Below are 14,224 nucleotides of genomic sequence, written 5' to 3' on the forward strand. Positions count from 1 at the left end.
CCTAGTGTCTGGTCACACGCCCGGTGGCGAACCGTCGAAGACTGACCCTGCGAGCCCGGCAATCCTCAGTAAGGTGGTCATGTGTGAAAGCCCTCCGTCGCTTTACCGTCCGCGCCCACCTGCCCGAGCGGCTTGCCGCACTCGAACAGCTGTCCATCAATCTGCGATGGTCCTGGGATAAGGCGACGCAAGACTTATTCGCGAGCATCGATCCGACGCTGTGGGCGAATTGCGGCAGCGATCCCGTGGCGCTGCTGGGTGCGGTCAACCCCGCGCGGCTCGATGAATTAGCCCTCGACGAGGGCTTTCTGCGCTGGCTCGACGAGCTGTCCGCCGACCTGAACGACTACCTGAGCCGTCCGCTGTGGTACCAGCAACAGCAGGAAGCCGGTGTCGCGATGCCGACCGGTATCGCCTACTTCTCGATGGAGTTCGGCGTCGCCGAGGTGTTGCCCAACTACTCGGGTGGTCTGGGCATCCTGGCCGGCGATCACCTGAAGTCCGCGTCCGATCTGGGCGTGCCGCTGATCGCCGTCGGCCTCTACTACCGCTCCGGGTACTTCCGGCAGTCGCTGACCGCCGAAGGCTGGCAAAACGAGACCTATCCGTCGCTGGATCCGCAAGGGCTGCCGCTGCGGTTGCTCACCGATGCCGCCGGGGATCCCGCGCTGGTGAAATTGACGCTGCCCGACTCCGCGCGGCTGTCCGCGCGGATCTGGGTGGCGCAGGTGGGCCGGGTTCCGCTGTTACTGCTGGATTCCGACGTCCCGGAGAACGAGCACGATCTGCGCAGCGTCACCGACCGGTTGTACGGCGGTGACCAGGAACACCGGATGCGCCAGGAGATCCTGGCCGGCATCGGCGGGGTGCGGGCGATTCGTGCGTTCACCGCCATCGAAGGCCTGCCCGCGCCCGAGGTGTTCCACATGAACGAGGGGCACGCCGGGTTCCTCGGCGTCGAACGCATCCGCGAGCTGATCGCCGATCCGGGGCTGGACTTCGACACCGCCCTGACGGTGGTGCGGTCCAGTACGGTGTTCACCACCCACACGCCGGTGCCTGCCGGGATCGACCGCTTCCCGGTCGAGATGGTGCAGCTGTACTTCGACGACCACGTCGACGAGGCGCCCGGCGATCGCGCGCCCGCATTGCTGCCGGGCGTCCCGATCGATCGGGTGATCGCGCTCGGCGCCGAAGACGACGAGACCAAATTCAACATGGCGCACATGGGACTGCGCCTCGCACAACGCGCCAACGGTGTCTCGTTGCTGCACGGCCGGGTGAGCCGGGCCATGTTCAACGAGCTCTGGCCGGGATTCGACCGCGCCGAGGTACCGATCGGGTCGATCACCAACGGCGTGCACGCCCGCACCTGGGCGGCGCCGCAGTGGCTGCAACTGGGCCGCGAGCTGGCCGGGCCGGACGACGCGGCGTTCAGCGATCCGGGGGTGTGGCTGCGATTGCGGGAAGTCGACCCCGGTCATCTGTGGTGGATCCGCTCCCAACTGCGCTCGTTGCTGGTCGACGACGTCCGGCGGCGGCTGCGCCGCTCGTGGATCGAGCGCGGCGCATCCGACGCTGAATTGGGTTGGATCGCAAAGGCTTTCGATCCAGACGTGCTCACCGTCGGCTTTGCCCGCCGGGTGCCGACGTACAAGCGGTTGACCTTGATGCTGAGCGACCCCGAGCGCCTGGAACGACTGCTGCTGAACGACGAACGGCCGATCCAGCTGATCGTCGCGGGGAAGTCGCACCCGGCCGACGACGGGGGCAAGGCCCTGATCCAGCAGGTCGTGCGTTTCGCCGACCGGCCCGAGGTGCGTCACCGCATCGCGTTCCTGCCCGACTACGACATGTCCATGGCCCGGTTGCTGTATTGGGGTTGTGACGTCTGGCTCAACAACCCGCTGCGGCCGCTGGAGGCTTGCGGCACTTCGGGAATGAAGAGCGCGCTCAACGGCGGGTTGAACCTGTCCATCCGCGACGGCTGGTGGGACGAGTGGTACGACGGCGAAAACGGTTGGGAGATACCGTCGGCCGACGGGGTGAGCGACGAGGAGCGCCGCGACGAGCTGGAGTCCAGCGCCCTCTACGGCCTGCTCGAACAGGCGGTGGCGCCGAAGTTCTACGAGCGCAATGAGCACGGGGTACCGCCGCGCTGGATCGAAATGGTCCGGCACACCCTGCAAACGCTCGGGCCCAAGGTGCTGGCTTCGCGGATGGTGCGCGACTACGTCGAGCAGTACTACACGCCGGCGGCGCAGTCGCTGCGCAAGACCATCGCCGACACCGGCGAGGGTGCGTTCGGCGCCGCGCGTGAGCTAGCCGACTACCGGCGGCGCGCCGAAGCGGCGTGGCCGATGGTGCGGATCACCGACGTCGACTCCACCGGCCTGCCCGACACTCCGGTGCTCGGCTCGAAGCTCACGCTGACCGCGACCGTGCAGCTGGCCGGACTGGCACCCGACGAGGTCACCGTGGAGGCGGTGGTGGGCCGGGTCGATTCCGGTGATGTGCTCCAAGACCCGGTCACCGTCGAAATGTCTTACACGGGAACGGCAGAAGGCGGCAACCAGGTCTTCTCGACGACGACCTCGCTGCCGGTGGCCGGAGCGGTCGGGTACACGGTCCGGGTGCTGCCGCATCACCCGATGCTCGCGGCCGGCAACGAGCTCGGCCTGGTCGTCCTGGCAGGCTAGCCCGCCTCGGACAGGCCGTCGGGCGCGGTGCGCAGTCGCTGCAGCGCGGCGCGGACCTGTTCGGCGTTGGTGGTCTGCCAAAACGGCGGCAAGGATGCGCGCAGGTAGCCGCCGTAGCGGGCGGTGACCATGCGCGAGTCGAGTACCGCGACCACGCCGCGGTCGGTGTCGCGGCGCAGCAGCCGTCCCGAGCCCTGCGCCAGCAGCAGTGCCGCGTGACTGGCGGCGACGGCCATGAAGCCGTTGCCACCGCGGGCGGCCACCGCGCGCTGCCGGGCACCCAGCAGCGGATCGTCCGGCCGTGGGAATGGAATGCGGTCGATCAGCACCAGCGACAACGACGGCCCCGGCACATCGACGCCCTGCCACAGCGACAACGTGCCGAACAGCGAGGTTTCGGGGTCGGCGCTGAACTGTTCGACCAACGCCGACGTGCTGTCATCGCCCTGGCACAAAACCGGCGTGGACAGTCGTTCGCGCATGGCATCGGCGGCGGCCCGGGCGGCGCGCATCGACGAGAACAGGCCCAGAGTGCGCCCGCCGGCGGCGGTGATCAGTTCGGCGATCTCGGTCAGCTGCTCGGCCGAGCCGGTGCCGTCGCGGCCCGGCGGTGGCAGATGCGATGCGACATAAAGGATTCCGGCCTTGGCATGCTCAAATGGCGATCCGACGTCGAGGCCACGCCAGGGTGGGCCGGCCGTGGCCCCGTCGGGCCCGGACTCGAATCCGTTGAGGCCCCACGCCGAGGCCATCGCGTCAAAGGATCCGCCGACCGTCAGCGTGGCCGAGGTCAGCACGGTCGTCGAGCGTGAGAACACGTGGTTGCGCAGCAAGCCGGCCACCGTCAGCGGTGCCACCCGCAGCACGGGTCGCGGCGAGCCCCGGTTGTCCTCGTGATCCAGCCACACCACCTCGGTACGATCGGGAATCGAGGGCCCGAACGACGTCAGGATCCGCGTCGTGGTATCGGAGATCTCGCTCAGTGCCGCAACGGCTTCGGCGCGCGCCGCGGCCGCCTTGGCATCGCTGGTGGTGTCGATGTCGGCGCGCGCCGCGCCGGCCACGTCGCGCAACGCCCGCAGGTAGGTCGCCAGCTCGTCGTCGAGGTGATCGATGCGGCCCGGTGTGGCGTCATGAATTGCCGCCGCGAAGGTTGCGGTCGTCGCCTCCAGCCGCTGGACCAGTTCCGGGTTCACCAGTCGGGTGATCCGTCGCGCGGCGACGCCCAGGGCTGCCGACGTCAACTCCGCGGTGGCCACCGACGTCACCCGGTCGACCAGCTCGTGCGCCTCGTCGACCACCAACAGCGAATGTTCGGGCAGCACTGCTGATTCCGAGACGGCGTCGATGGCCAACAGTGCGTGATTGGTGACGACGACGTCGGCCACACCGGCCCGCCCGCGCGCACGTTCGGAAAAGCACTCCGAGCCGAACGGGCAGCGGGCCACCCCGAGGCATTCTCGCGCCGAGACGCTGACCTGTGCCCAGGATCGGTCTGGCACCCCGGGTTTGAGATCGTCGCGGTCACCCGACTCCGTGGTGGCGGCCCACGCGGTGAGCCGTTGCACGTCGCGGCCCAGGGCGCTGGCCGCCATCGGATTGAACAGCTCCTCTTGCGGCCGTCCCTCGTCGGCGTCCGGCTCGTCGGCGGACCCGTTGTGAATTTTGTTCAGGCACAGATAGTTTCGCCGTCCTTTGAGCAGCGCGAACTGCGGGGGATGCGGCAGCGCGTCGGCAAGTGAGTCGGCCAGCCGCGGCAGGTCTCGATCGACGAGCTGGCGCTGCAGGGCGATCGTCGCCGTCGACACCACGACCGGTGTCTCCTCGTCGATCGCGTGCACGACCGCCGGAATCAGGTACGCCAGCGACTTGCCGGTTCCGGTGCCCGCCTGCACCGCGAGGTGCTCGCCCGTTTCGAATGCTCGCGCGACCGCGGTGGCCATCTCCAGCTGGCCGCTGCGCTCGCTGCCGCCGAGCGCGGCCACGGCGATGGCCAGCAGCTCGGGCACGGATGCGGACACGTCGTCGACGTTATCCGCAATCCGGCGATCAGGCCGGAATGTGCAGCGTCGGAATCGCCGGTTCGCCGTGCGCCAATTTCAGGCCCTCCCAGGGCAGGCTGTGCAGCCCCGACGCCACCAGGTCCCGGGCGGCGGCCAGGGCCGCGTGATCCGTGCCGGCCACCACCTCGCCGCCGCGCACGAGCGGGGTGGTCAGCACCCGGCATGGCTGGGTGATCGAGGGTGGCCGGCCCGCCGGATGCACGACCTCTTCGGTGATCGTGCCGGTCGGGCGGGACAGGCGCAGCGCTTCCTTGCGGCCGCCCTGGGATGCCTTGTGGCTGCTGCGTTTCTGCACCGGTATGCCGTCGACTTCGACCAGCTTGTAGACCATCCCCGCGGTGGGGGCCCCCGAGCCGGTGACCACCGAGGTGCCGGCACCGTAACTGTCCACCGGCTCGGCCCGCAGCGCGGCGATGGAGAACTCGTCGAGATCGCCGGAGACCACGATGCGGGTGCTGGTGGCGCCGAGACGGTCGAGTTGCTCGCGCGTCTGGCGGGCCAGCACGCCGAGCTCGCCGGAGTCGATGCGCACTGCCCCGAGCGTCGGCCCGGCGGCGGCCACGGCATTGGCCACCCCGATCGTTACGTCGTAGGTGTCCACCAACAGCGTGGTGCCCACTCCCAGCGCTTCGACCTGGGCGCGAAATGCCGCCAGCTCGTCGGGTCCGCCCTCGCCGGTGTGCAGCATCGTGAACGCGTGCGCGGCGGTGCCCTCGGCCGGGATGCCGTAGCGGCGCTCGGCTTCCAGGTTGGACGACGCGGCGAATCCGGCGATATAGGCGGCGCGGGCCGCAGCGACGGCGGCGCGCTCGTGGGTTCGCCGCGATCCCATCTCGATCAGCGGGCGGCCCCCGGCCGCGCTGACCATGCGTGCCGCGGCCGACGCGATCGCCGTGTCGTGGTTGAAGATCGACAGCGCCAGGGTTTCGAGCACCACGCATTCGGCGAAGCTGCCGCGCACGGTCAGCACCGGCGAGCCGGGGAAATACAACTCGCCCTCGGCGTAGCCCTCGATATCGCCGGTGAACCGGTAATCGCGGAGGTAACGCAACGTGTCGGCATCGAGGAATTGCGCCAGCAACTCGCACGCGTCGTCGTCGAACCTGAACTCCGGCAAGGCCTCCAGCAAACGACCGGTGCCCGCGACCACGCCGTAGCGCCGCCCCTCGGGAAGTCGACGGGCGAACAGTTCGAACGTGGTCGGGCGCTCGGCCGTGCCGTCGCGCAGCGCCGCGGCCAGCATGGTCAACTCGTACTTGTCGGTCAACAGCCCAGCTAAGACCGGCTCGTTCATTCCGCAACGGTAACGGCCGGCGCCAGGCGGCGGGTCTCTCGGTATCCTGGAGGCCATGGTTGTTGCGTCAGCGCCCACCAAGCCCAGCACCACCGGGCAGCGCGAGTCGGCTCCCGCCGACGTCACGGCCAGTCCATGGGTCACCGTCGTGTGGGACGACCCCGTCAATTTGATGACTTACGTTACGTATGTGTTCCAGAAGTTGTTCGGCTACAGCGAGCCGCATGCCACCAAACTGATGCTGCAGGTGCACAACGAGGGCAAGGCAGTGGTGTCGGCGGGTAGCCGCGAGTCAATGGAAGTCGACGTGTCCAAGCTGCACGCCGCCGGTTTGTGGGCGACGTTGCAGCAGGACCGCTGAGTATTCGAGGGGCATCCGGGATTTCCTGTGCGCAAATGGAAGCGGGTTGAGACCGCCGGTGGTCCCCGTTTCCGGTCCTCCTTGGCCCCGCACGAGGCGGATCTGCTCAAGAATCTGGTCGGCGCGTTGATCGACTTGCTCGACGAACGCGAATCCTCCTCGCCGTCAGACGAACTCGAGGAAATCACCGGCATCAAGACCGGGAACTCGGAGCCTCCCGGAGATCCGACACTGCGTCGGCTGCTGCCGGACTTCTATCGGCCCGAGGGCGAGGACGCGTCGAGCGTCGGGACCGAAACACCCGAAGGTCTCAACGCCGCGCTGCGCAGTCTGCACGAGCCGGCGATCATCGACGCCAAACGTGTTGCGGCACAACAGCTGTTGCACACGATTCCGGACAGTGGCGGGCGCTTCGAGCTGAGCGAGGACGAGGCCAACGCGTGGATCTCGGCCGTCAACGACATCCGGCTGGCACTGGGAGTCATGCTCGAAGTCGGCCCGGACGGGCCGGAACGGCTGCCCGCCGACCATCCGATGGCCACGCACTTCGACGTCTACCAGTGGCTGACCGTGCTGCAGGAGTACCTGGTCCTGGTGCTGATGCGCAAGCAGGCCGGATGAACGCGCTCACCGACGTCGGCGGCATCCGGGTCGGTCACTTCCAGCGACTGGATCCCGACGCGTCGTTGGGCACCGGGTGGGCCAGCGGCGTCACCGTCGTGCTCACCCCGCCGGGCACCGTCGGCGCGGTCGATTGCCGCGGCGGCGCGCCCGGCACCCGGGAGACCGATCTGCTGGACCCGGCCAACACCGTGCGCTTCATCGACGCGGTGCTGCTGGCCGGCGGCAGCGCCTACGGGCTGGCGGCCGCCGACGGCGTCATGCGCTGGCTGGAGGAACACGAGCGCGGCCTGGTGATGGAGGGCGGCGTCGTGCCCATCGTGCCGAGCGCGGTGATCTTCGACCTGCCGGTCGGCGGCTGGGATTGCCGGCCGACGGCGGAGTTCGGCTTTCTAGCCTGCGAAGCCGCCGCCGCCACGACGGCCGTCGGCACGGTCGGCGCCGGCGTGGGGGCGCGGGCCGGTGTCCTCAAGGGCGGCGTCGGGACGGCGTCGACGACACTGCCTTCGGGCGTCACCGTCGGCGCGGTCGTCGTGGTGAACTCCGCGGGCGACGTCGTCGACCGGAGCACCGGCCTGCCGTGGATGGCGGATCTGATCGAGGAGTTCGCGCTGACGCCGCCGCCGGCCGACCAGATCGACACGCTCGCGCAGCTGCGTTCGCCGCTGGAACCGCTCAACACGACGATCGCGGTGGTAGCGACCGACGCGGCGCTGAGCTCGCCGGCGTGCCGGCGCGTCGCGATCGCCGCCCAGGACGGCCTGGCCCGCACCATCCGCCCGGCACACACCCCGCTGGACGGCGACACCGTGTTCGCGGTCGCGACCGGGGCGGTCGAGGTGCCGCCGTCGGCCGATGCACCCGCGGCGATGTCTCCGGAGACGCGACTGGTCACCGAGGTGGGTGCCGCCGCGGCCGATTGCCTGGCCCGTGCGGTGCTGGTCGGTGTGCTGGCGGCCGAGTCGGTCGCCGGAATACCGACCTACCGCGACACGTTGCCCGGTGCATTCGGAACAGGGAGCTGACGTGCTGGTGATTCGCGCCGACCTGGTGGACGCCATGGTCGCGCACGCGCGCCGCGACCACCCCGACGAGGCGTGCGGAATTTTGGCCGGGCCGCAGGGCTCCGATCGTCCCGAGCGCCACATTCCGATGGCCAACGCCGAGCGCTCGCCGACGTTCTACCGCTTCGACGCCCACGAGCAGCTCGAGGTGTGGCGGGCGCTCGACAATGCCGATGAGGTGCCCGTCGTCCTCTACCACTCGCACACCGCGACGGAGGCCTACCCGAGCCGCACCGACATCAAGTTGGCCGCCGAACCGGACGCGCACTATGTGCTGGTGTCGACGCGCGACCCGGAACGCCACGAGCTGCGCAGCTATCGCATCGTCGACGGCGAGGTCACCGAGGAGCCCGTCGATATCGTCGAGCAGTATCCAGAAAGGTCCGCATGAACGTCACCGTCTCGATCCCGACCATCCTGCGGCCGCACACCGGCGGCGAGAAGCGCGTCTCGGCCAGCGGCGAGACCTTGAGCGCGGTGATCAGCGACCTGGAAGCCAACTACTCGGGCATCTCCGAGCGACTGATCGACTCCGGCAAGCTGCACCGCTTCGTGAACATCTACGTCAACGACGAGGACGTGCGTTTCTCCGGCGGCCTGGACACCGCGATCGCCGACGGCGACTCGGTCACCATCCTGCCCGCCGTGGCGGGTGGGTAAGCGGAGCGCATGACGCGCTACGACTCGCTGTTGGGCACCCTGGGCAACACACCACTGGTCGGTCTGCAACGGCTGTCACCACAGTGGGCTGACGAGCCGCACGTGCGGCTGTGGGCCAAGCTGGAGGACCGCAACCCGACCGGGTCCATCAAGGACCGGCCGGCACTGCGGATGATCGAGGCGGCCGAGGCCGACGGGCTGCTGGCACCCGGTGCGACGATCCTGGAACCCACCAGCGGCAACACCGGCATCTCGCTGGCGATGGCGGCCCGGTTGAAGGGCTATCGGCTGATCTGCGTGATGCCCGAGAACACCTCGGTGGAACGGCGCCAGCTGCTCGAGCTCTACGGCGCGCGGATCATCTATTCGCCCGCCGAGGGGGGCTCCAACACCGCCGTGGCCACCGCCAAAGAGCTGGCCGCGGCCAATCCGTCGTGGGTGATGCTGTACCAGTACGGCAACCCGGCCAATACCGACGCGCACTACCACGGCACCGGTCCCGAGCTGCTCGCCGACCTGCCCGAAATCACCCACTTCGTCGCGGGACTGGGCACCACCGGCACGCTGATGGGCACCGGGCGGTTTCTGCGTGAGCGGGTGCCCGGGGTCAAGATCGTGGCCGCCGAGCCGCGCTACGGCGAGGGCGTCTATGCGCTGCGCAACATCGACGAGGGCTTCGTGCCCGAGCTGTACGACCCCGACGTGCTGACGACCCGTTTCTCGGTCGGTTCGCTGGACGCGGTCCGCCGCACCCGCGAGTTGGTGGAGTCCGAGGGCGTCTTCGCGGGCATCTCCACCGGCGCCGTGCTGCACGCCGCCCTGGGCATCGCGACCAAGGCAAAGGCCGCCGGCGAGCGTGCCGACATCGCGTTCGTGGTCGCCGACGCCGGGTGGAAGTACCTGTCGACCGGCGCCTATGCCGGTAGCCTGGATGATGCCGAGGACGCTCTAGAAGGGCAGTTATGGGCATGAGCCCGAGTCAACAGCGCACACCCGCTACGCAACCGAAAAAGCGGCCCGACTGGATGGTGGGCGGGGCCACGGTGCTGTGCTTCGTCGTGCTGCTCTGGGTCATCGAGCTGTGGGACAGCCTGACCAATCATCGCCTCGACGCCAACGGCATCCGACCGCTGGAGACCGACGGTCTGTGGGGCATCCTCGTCGCGCCGCTACTGCACGCGAACTGGGATCATCTGATCGCCAACACCGTTCCGGCCCTGGTGCTCGGATTCCTGATGGTGCTCGCCGGCTTGGCACGGTTCATCGTCGCCACGGCCATCGTCTGGATCCTGGGTGGCTTCGGCACCTGGTTGATCGGCAACGTCGGCATGCATTGCCCGTACGTCGGCGTGCACTGCGAGAGCAACCACATCGGCGCGTCGGGGCTGATCTTCGGCTGGCTGGCGTTCCTGATCGTGTTCGGGTTCTTCACCCGCAAGGTGTGGGAGATCGTCGTCGGCATCATCGTGCTGTTCGTGTACGGCGGCGTCTTGCTCGGCGTGCTGCCCGTCACCCCCGGGGTGTCGTGGCAGGGCCACCTGTGTGGTGCCATCGCCGGCGTCGTGGCCGCGTATCTGTTGTCCGCCCCGGAGCGCAAGGCCCGGGCCAAACGCAAAGCCGGCAACGCGCCGCGGCTGACGACATGAGCTCACCATTGGCGCCCGTCGGGGTCTTCGACTCCGGCGTGGGGGGACTGACGGTCGCCCGCGCGATCATCGACCAACTGCCCGACGAGGACATCGTCTACGTCGGCGACACCGGCAACGGTCCCTACGGACCGCTGTCCATTCCCGAGGTGCGCGCCCACGCGCTGGCCATCGGCGACGACCTGGTCGGCCGCGGCGTGAAGGCATTGGTGATCGCCTGCAACACCGCCTCGGCGGCCTGCCTGCGCGATGCCCGCGAGCGCTACGACGTGCCCGTCGTCGAGGTGATCCTGCCGGCGGTGCGCCGCGCCGTCGCGACGACCCGCACCGGCCGCATCGGCGTCATCGGCACCCAGGCGACCATCACCTCGCACGCCTACCAGGACGCGTTCGCGGCCGCCCGCGACACCGAGATCACCGCGGTGGCCTGCCCGCGCTTCGTCGATTTCGTCGAGCGCGGCGTGACGAGCGGGCGTCAGGTGCTGGGACTGGCCGAGGGCTACCTGGAGCCGCTGCAACGCGCTCAGGTCGACACGCTGGTGCTGGGCTGCACGCACTACCCGCTGCTGTCGGGGTTGATTCAGCTGGCGATGGGCGAAAACGTGACGCTCGTTTCCAGCGCCGAGGAAACCGCGAAGGAAGTGCTGCGGGTGCTCACCGAACAGGATTTGCTGCGCCCGCACGACGCGGCGCCGGCCACTCGCATTTTCGAAGCTACGGGCGACCCCGAGGGCTTCACGAAATTGGCGGCCCGATTCCTGGGGCCCGCCGTCAGCGGTGTCCGAACGGTGCATCACTCGCCCATCGGCTAGGCCGCAGAGAGATTCTCATCACATCAATCGTGCGATGTTTTTCTCATGGTGGTTCCGGGCATGGCACAGTAGTGCCTGTGCGAATAACCGTGCTCGGCTGCTCGGGCAGCGTAGTCGGTCCGGACTCGCCAGCGTCGGGATATTTGCTTCGGGCTCCGGACACTCCTCCGCTGGTACTGGACTTTGGCGGGGGTGTGCTAGGCGCCCTGCAGCGCTACGCCGACCCCGGTTCCGTGCACGTGCTCTTGTCGCATCTGCATGCCGACCACTGTCTGGATATGCCGGGACTGTTCGTGTGGCGCCGCTACCACCCGTCGTCGCGTCCCCTCGGCAAGGCGATGCTGTACGGCCCCAGTGACACCTGGTCGCGATTGGGCGCCGCATCGTCGCCGTACGGCGGTGAAATCGACGATTGCTCGGACATATTCGACGTCCATCACTGGGTCGACGGCGAGCCGGTCGCGGTCGGTGCACTCACCGTGACGCCGCGGGTGGTCGCGCACCCCACCGAGTCTTACGGCCTGCACATCACCGATCCCAGCGGAGCGTCGTTCGTCTACAGCGGCGACACCGGAGTCTGCGATCAGCTCGTCGAGTTGGCTCGCGGCGCCGACGTGTTCCTCTGTGAGGCGTCCTGGACGCACGACCCGGATCATCCGCCGGCCTTGCACTTGTCGGGCACCGAAGCCGGTCGGGTTGCGGCGCAGGCCGGCGTGCGAGAGCTGTTGCTGACCCACATCCCGCCCTGGACCTCGCGCGAGGACGTGATCAGCGAGGCCAAGGCCGAGTTCGACGGTCCCGTGCACGCCGTGGTGTGCAACGAGACGTTCGACGTTCGGCACTCCGAACGAGTCTGATTCGACCGACCGGTGCCCTGACGCCGCGGCGGACTAGGGTGGCGTCGTGTCGAAACGAGAAGACGGTCGCAATGACGACGAGCTTCGCCCGTTAGTCATCACCCGGGGCTTCACCGAAAATCCGGCGGGTTCGGTGCTGATCGGATTCGGGGGAACCAAAGTCCTGTGCACCGCGAGTGTCACCGAGGGAGTACCGCGCTGGCGCAAGGGGTCTGGCCTGGGCTGGCTGACCGCGGAGTACGCAATGCTGCCGTCGGCCACCCACACCCGCTCCGACCGGGAATCGGTGAAGGGCCGGCTATCCGGGCGCACCCAGGAGATCAGCCGGCTCGTCGGACGATCGCTGCGCGCGTGCATCGACCTGGCGGCGTTGGGGGAGAACACAATCGCCGTCGACTGCGATGTGCTGCAGGCCGACGGTGGCACCCGTACCGCCGCGATCACGGGTGCCTATGTGGCGCTGGCCGATGCCGTGACCTATCTGTCGGCGGCGGGCAAGCTGTCGGATCCGCGGCCGTTGTCGTGCGCGATCGCGGCGGTGAGCGTCGGTGTGGTCGACGGCCGGATCCGCGTCGACCTGCCCTACGAGGAGGACTCGCGCGCCGAGGTCGACATGAACGTCGTCGCCACCGATACCGGAACCCTGGTCGAGATCCAGGGCACCGGCGAGGGCGCGACGTTCCCGCGCTCGACGCTGGACAAGCTGCTCGACATGGCGCTCGGCGCGTGCGACACACTTTTCGCCGCCCAGCGCGAGGCGCTGGAGTTGCCCTACCCGGGGGTGCTGCCCGAGGGGCCTAATCAGCCGAAAGCGTTCGGCAGCTGACCCGGCTGCCGGTCGCCCGTTTGTCCCACCTCGGCCCCGAGTCGTTGGTAACCTACGCCAGGCAGGGAGGGGTCCGTTGAGCGGAACGGGATTGCAGTCTCACGCCTCGAATCGGCGCGCGCTGGGCGGATTGGCCATTCTGGGTATCGCGTTGGCTCTCACCGGATGTGGGTCTTCCGACAGGCTCACGGGATCATCGTCGTCGCGGGGCGGGGTGGTCACCACGCTGCCGGGCACCGAAACATGCTCGGGGCGAGCACCCCAGAATGCCGCGTCGCGCGACGTCTACCGGCAGCACTACGCGGACGGTCTCGCGACTCCGCTCAAAGAGCGACTGAAAACCTACGACTCGGCGCTCGAATCCGGTGATGTTCACGGTGTCGGTCAAGCCGCCGGCACGCTGGGCACCGAGATACGAGCGTACGGGCGCATGGTCGACATCCCGCGTTTGTACGGCTGCTATGACCAGCAAGTGCTGGCCCATCTGCAGAACGCGGCAAAAGAATTCGCGAATGCGCTCGACTCCCTGTCGTGTGCCACCGCGAACATGTGCAACAGGAAGCAGAGTGAGGTCCCCAGCCTTATCGCGCAAGCGGCGCAGCAGGAACGGGCCGCCGTCGAGGCGTTCAATACCTACGCCGCTCAGTTCGGGGGGATGGAGATCCCGGTCCCGACGACGGGCGCACGGGCCTGGCGCACTTCGGCGGTGTAGTGGCGTTTGACTGAACTGCTGGTCGCCAGCCACAACCCCAAGAAGCTGGCCGAACTGCACCGGGTGCTGGACCGCGCCGGGTTGTCGGGGCTGACGCTGGTATCGCTCAACGAGGTGGCGCCCTTCGACGAGGCGCCCGAAACCGGTGCGACGTTCGAGGACAACGCGTTGGCCAAGGCGCGGGATGCGTTCGCCGCGACCGGGTTAGCCACGGTGGCCGATGATTCCGGCCTGGAGGTGACGGCGCTGCGTGGCATGCCCGGCGTGCTGTCGGCACGCTGGGCGGGCACTCACGGTGACGACGCCGGCAACACCGCGCTGCTGCTCGCCCAGTTGCGTGATGTGCCCGACGAACGACGTTCCGCGGCGTTCGTGTCGGCCTGCGCGCTGGTGTCGGGCAGCGGCGAAGTCGTCGTCCGTGGCGAGTGGCCGGGCACGATCGCCCGCGCCCCGCGCGGCGACGGCGGGTTCGGCTACGACCCGGTTTTCATTCCGGTTGGCTCCGAGCGCTCCGCGGCAGAGTTGAGCCCGTCGGAAAAAGACGCGGCCTCGCATCGTGGCCGCGCGCTGGCCCTGCTGCTGCCCGCCTTGCGCGCCCTGGCCTGAGCG

Annotated in this window: 15 protein-coding genes; 13 read left to right on the forward strand and 2 right to left on the reverse strand. The window is 68.8% G+C overall.

The window, feature by feature from the left end:
- The first annotated feature begins 83 nt into the window (after positions 1 to 83).
- A complete protein-coding gene (gene glgP / locus G6N55_RS24895; protein ID WP_085220922.1) occupies positions 84 to 2,699 on the forward strand; it encodes an alpha-glucan family phosphorylase in 2,616 nt (871 codons plus the stop codon).
- Here glgP and G6N55_RS24900 read toward each other — a convergent pair.
- Together G6N55_RS24900 and G6N55_RS24905 are read right to left on the reverse strand one after the other, a co-directional pair.
- Positions 2,696 to 4,741 carry an ATP-dependent DNA helicase gene (locus G6N55_RS24900; RefSeq protein WP_139826717.1) on the reverse strand — a complete coding sequence of 682 codons (2,046 nt, stop codon included), beginning with the start codon at positions 4,739 to 4,741 and terminating at the stop codon, positions 2,696 to 2,698. The genes glgP and G6N55_RS24900 overlap by 4 nt on opposite strands.
- Positions 4,742 to 4,748: 7 nt before the next feature.
- Complete coding sequence (locus G6N55_RS24905) at positions 4,749 to 6,113, reverse strand: nicotinate phosphoribosyltransferase (RefSeq protein WP_372517601.1); 1,365 nt, start codon at positions 6,111 to 6,113, stop codon at positions 4,749 to 4,751.
- Here G6N55_RS24905 and clpS point away from each other — a divergent pair.
- The 12 genes from clpS (at position 6,112) to rdgB (ending at position 14,221) form a co-directional block, all read left to right on the forward strand.
- Positions 6,112 to 6,417: an ATP-dependent Clp protease adapter ClpS gene (gene clpS, locus G6N55_RS24910; RefSeq protein WP_085220920.1), complete on the forward strand. Its 306-nt coding sequence runs from the start codon at positions 6,112 to 6,114 to the stop codon at positions 6,415 to 6,417. The genes G6N55_RS24905 and clpS overlap by 2 nt on opposite strands.
- Before the next feature lie 27 nt (positions 6,418 to 6,444).
- Entirely contained in the window at positions 6,445 to 7,038 is a 594-nt protein-coding gene (gene aosR, locus G6N55_RS24915; protein WP_085220919.1) for an oxidative stress transcriptional regulator AosR, read from the forward strand.
- Positions 7,035 to 8,063 carry a P1 family peptidase gene (locus G6N55_RS24920; protein WP_085220918.1) on the forward strand — a complete coding sequence of 343 codons (1,029 nt, stop codon included), beginning with the start codon at positions 7,035 to 7,037 and terminating at the stop codon, positions 8,061 to 8,063. The genes aosR and G6N55_RS24920 overlap by 4 nt, the downstream gene beginning before the upstream one ends.
- A 1-nt stretch (position 8,064) precedes the next feature.
- Positions 8,065 to 8,493, forward strand: a complete 429-nt coding sequence (locus G6N55_RS24925; RefSeq protein ID WP_085220917.1) for a Mov34/MPN/PAD-1 family protein — start codon at positions 8,065 to 8,067, stop codon at positions 8,491 to 8,493.
- Positions 8,490 to 8,762 carry a MoaD/ThiS family protein gene (locus G6N55_RS24930; protein ID WP_085220916.1) on the forward strand — a complete coding sequence of 91 codons (273 nt, stop codon included), beginning with the start codon at positions 8,490 to 8,492 and terminating at the stop codon, positions 8,760 to 8,762. The genes G6N55_RS24925 and G6N55_RS24930 overlap by 4 nt, the downstream gene beginning before the upstream one ends.
- A 9-nt stretch (positions 8,763 to 8,771) precedes the next feature.
- Positions 8,772 to 9,734: a cysteine synthase gene (locus G6N55_RS24935; protein ID WP_085220915.1), complete on the forward strand. Its 963-nt coding sequence runs from the start codon at positions 8,772 to 8,774 to the stop codon at positions 9,732 to 9,734.
- Positions 9,731 to 10,408, forward strand: coding sequence for a rhomboid family intramembrane serine protease (locus G6N55_RS24940; protein WP_139826716.1), 678 nt, complete (start codon positions 9,731 to 9,733; stop codon positions 10,406 to 10,408). Before G6N55_RS24935 ends, G6N55_RS24940 begins: the two co-directional genes overlap by 4 nt.
- Positions 10,405 to 11,220, forward strand: a complete 816-nt coding sequence (gene murI / locus G6N55_RS24945; protein WP_085220913.1) for a glutamate racemase — start codon at positions 10,405 to 10,407, stop codon at positions 11,218 to 11,220. The genes G6N55_RS24940 and murI overlap by 4 nt, the downstream gene beginning before the upstream one ends.
- A gap of 71 nt (positions 11,221 to 11,291) precedes the next feature.
- Positions 11,292 to 12,077, forward strand: a complete 786-nt coding sequence (locus G6N55_RS24950) for a cyclic nucleotide-degrading phosphodiesterase (protein ID WP_085220912.1) — start codon at positions 11,292 to 11,294, stop codon at positions 12,075 to 12,077.
- Between the two features lie 46 nt (positions 12,078 to 12,123).
- Positions 12,124 to 12,903 (forward strand): ribonuclease PH, encoded by a 780-nt coding sequence (rph, locus tag G6N55_RS24955; protein WP_085220911.1) that lies wholly within the window; start codon positions 12,124 to 12,126, stop codon positions 12,901 to 12,903.
- Positions 12,904 to 12,979: 76 nt separating this feature from the next.
- On the forward strand, positions 12,980 to 13,615 hold the full coding sequence (locus G6N55_RS24960) for a hypothetical protein (RefSeq protein WP_139826715.1): 636 nt from the start codon (positions 12,980 to 12,982) through the stop codon (positions 13,613 to 13,615).
- Between the two features lie 6 nt (positions 13,616 to 13,621).
- On the forward strand, positions 13,622 to 14,221 hold the full coding sequence (gene rdgB / locus G6N55_RS24965) for an RdgB/HAM1 family non-canonical purine NTP pyrophosphatase (RefSeq protein WP_085220909.1): 600 nt from the start codon (positions 13,622 to 13,624) through the stop codon (positions 14,219 to 14,221).
- The last annotated feature ends 3 nt before the right edge of the window (positions 14,222 to 14,224 follow it).

Origin of the sequence: Mycobacterium florentinum, assembly GCF_010730355.1 — a bacterium.
In the GTDB taxonomy this organism is placed as follows: Bacteria; Actinomycetota; Actinomycetes; order Mycobacteriales; family Mycobacteriaceae; genus Mycobacterium; species Mycobacterium florentinum.

Excerpts from the sequence above, each read along its gene's own strand:
- G6N55_RS24940 (WP_139826716.1), top strand. The coding sequence starts at position 9,731 with ATGAGCCCGAGTCAACAGCGCACACCCGCTACGCAACCGAAAAAGCGG.
- G6N55_RS24905 (WP_372517601.1), bottom strand. The coding sequence starts at position 6,113 with ATGGCCTCCAGGATACCGAGAGACCCGCCGCCTGGCGCCGGCCGTTAC.
- G6N55_RS24920 (WP_085220918.1), top strand. The coding sequence starts at position 7,035 with ATGAACGCGCTCACCGACGTCGGCGGCATCCGGGTCGGTCACTTCCAG.
- clpS (WP_085220920.1), top strand. The coding sequence starts at position 6,112 with ATGGTTGTTGCGTCAGCGCCCACCAAGCCCAGCACCACCGGGCAGCGC.
- G6N55_RS24930 (WP_085220916.1), top strand. The coding sequence starts at position 8,490 with ATGAACGTCACCGTCTCGATCCCGACCATCCTGCGGCCGCACACCGGC.
- G6N55_RS24935 (WP_085220915.1), top strand. The coding sequence starts at position 8,772 with ATGACGCGCTACGACTCGCTGTTGGGCACCCTGGGCAACACACCACTG.
- murI (WP_085220913.1), top strand. The coding sequence starts at position 10,405 with ATGAGCTCACCATTGGCGCCCGTCGGGGTCTTCGACTCCGGCGTGGGG.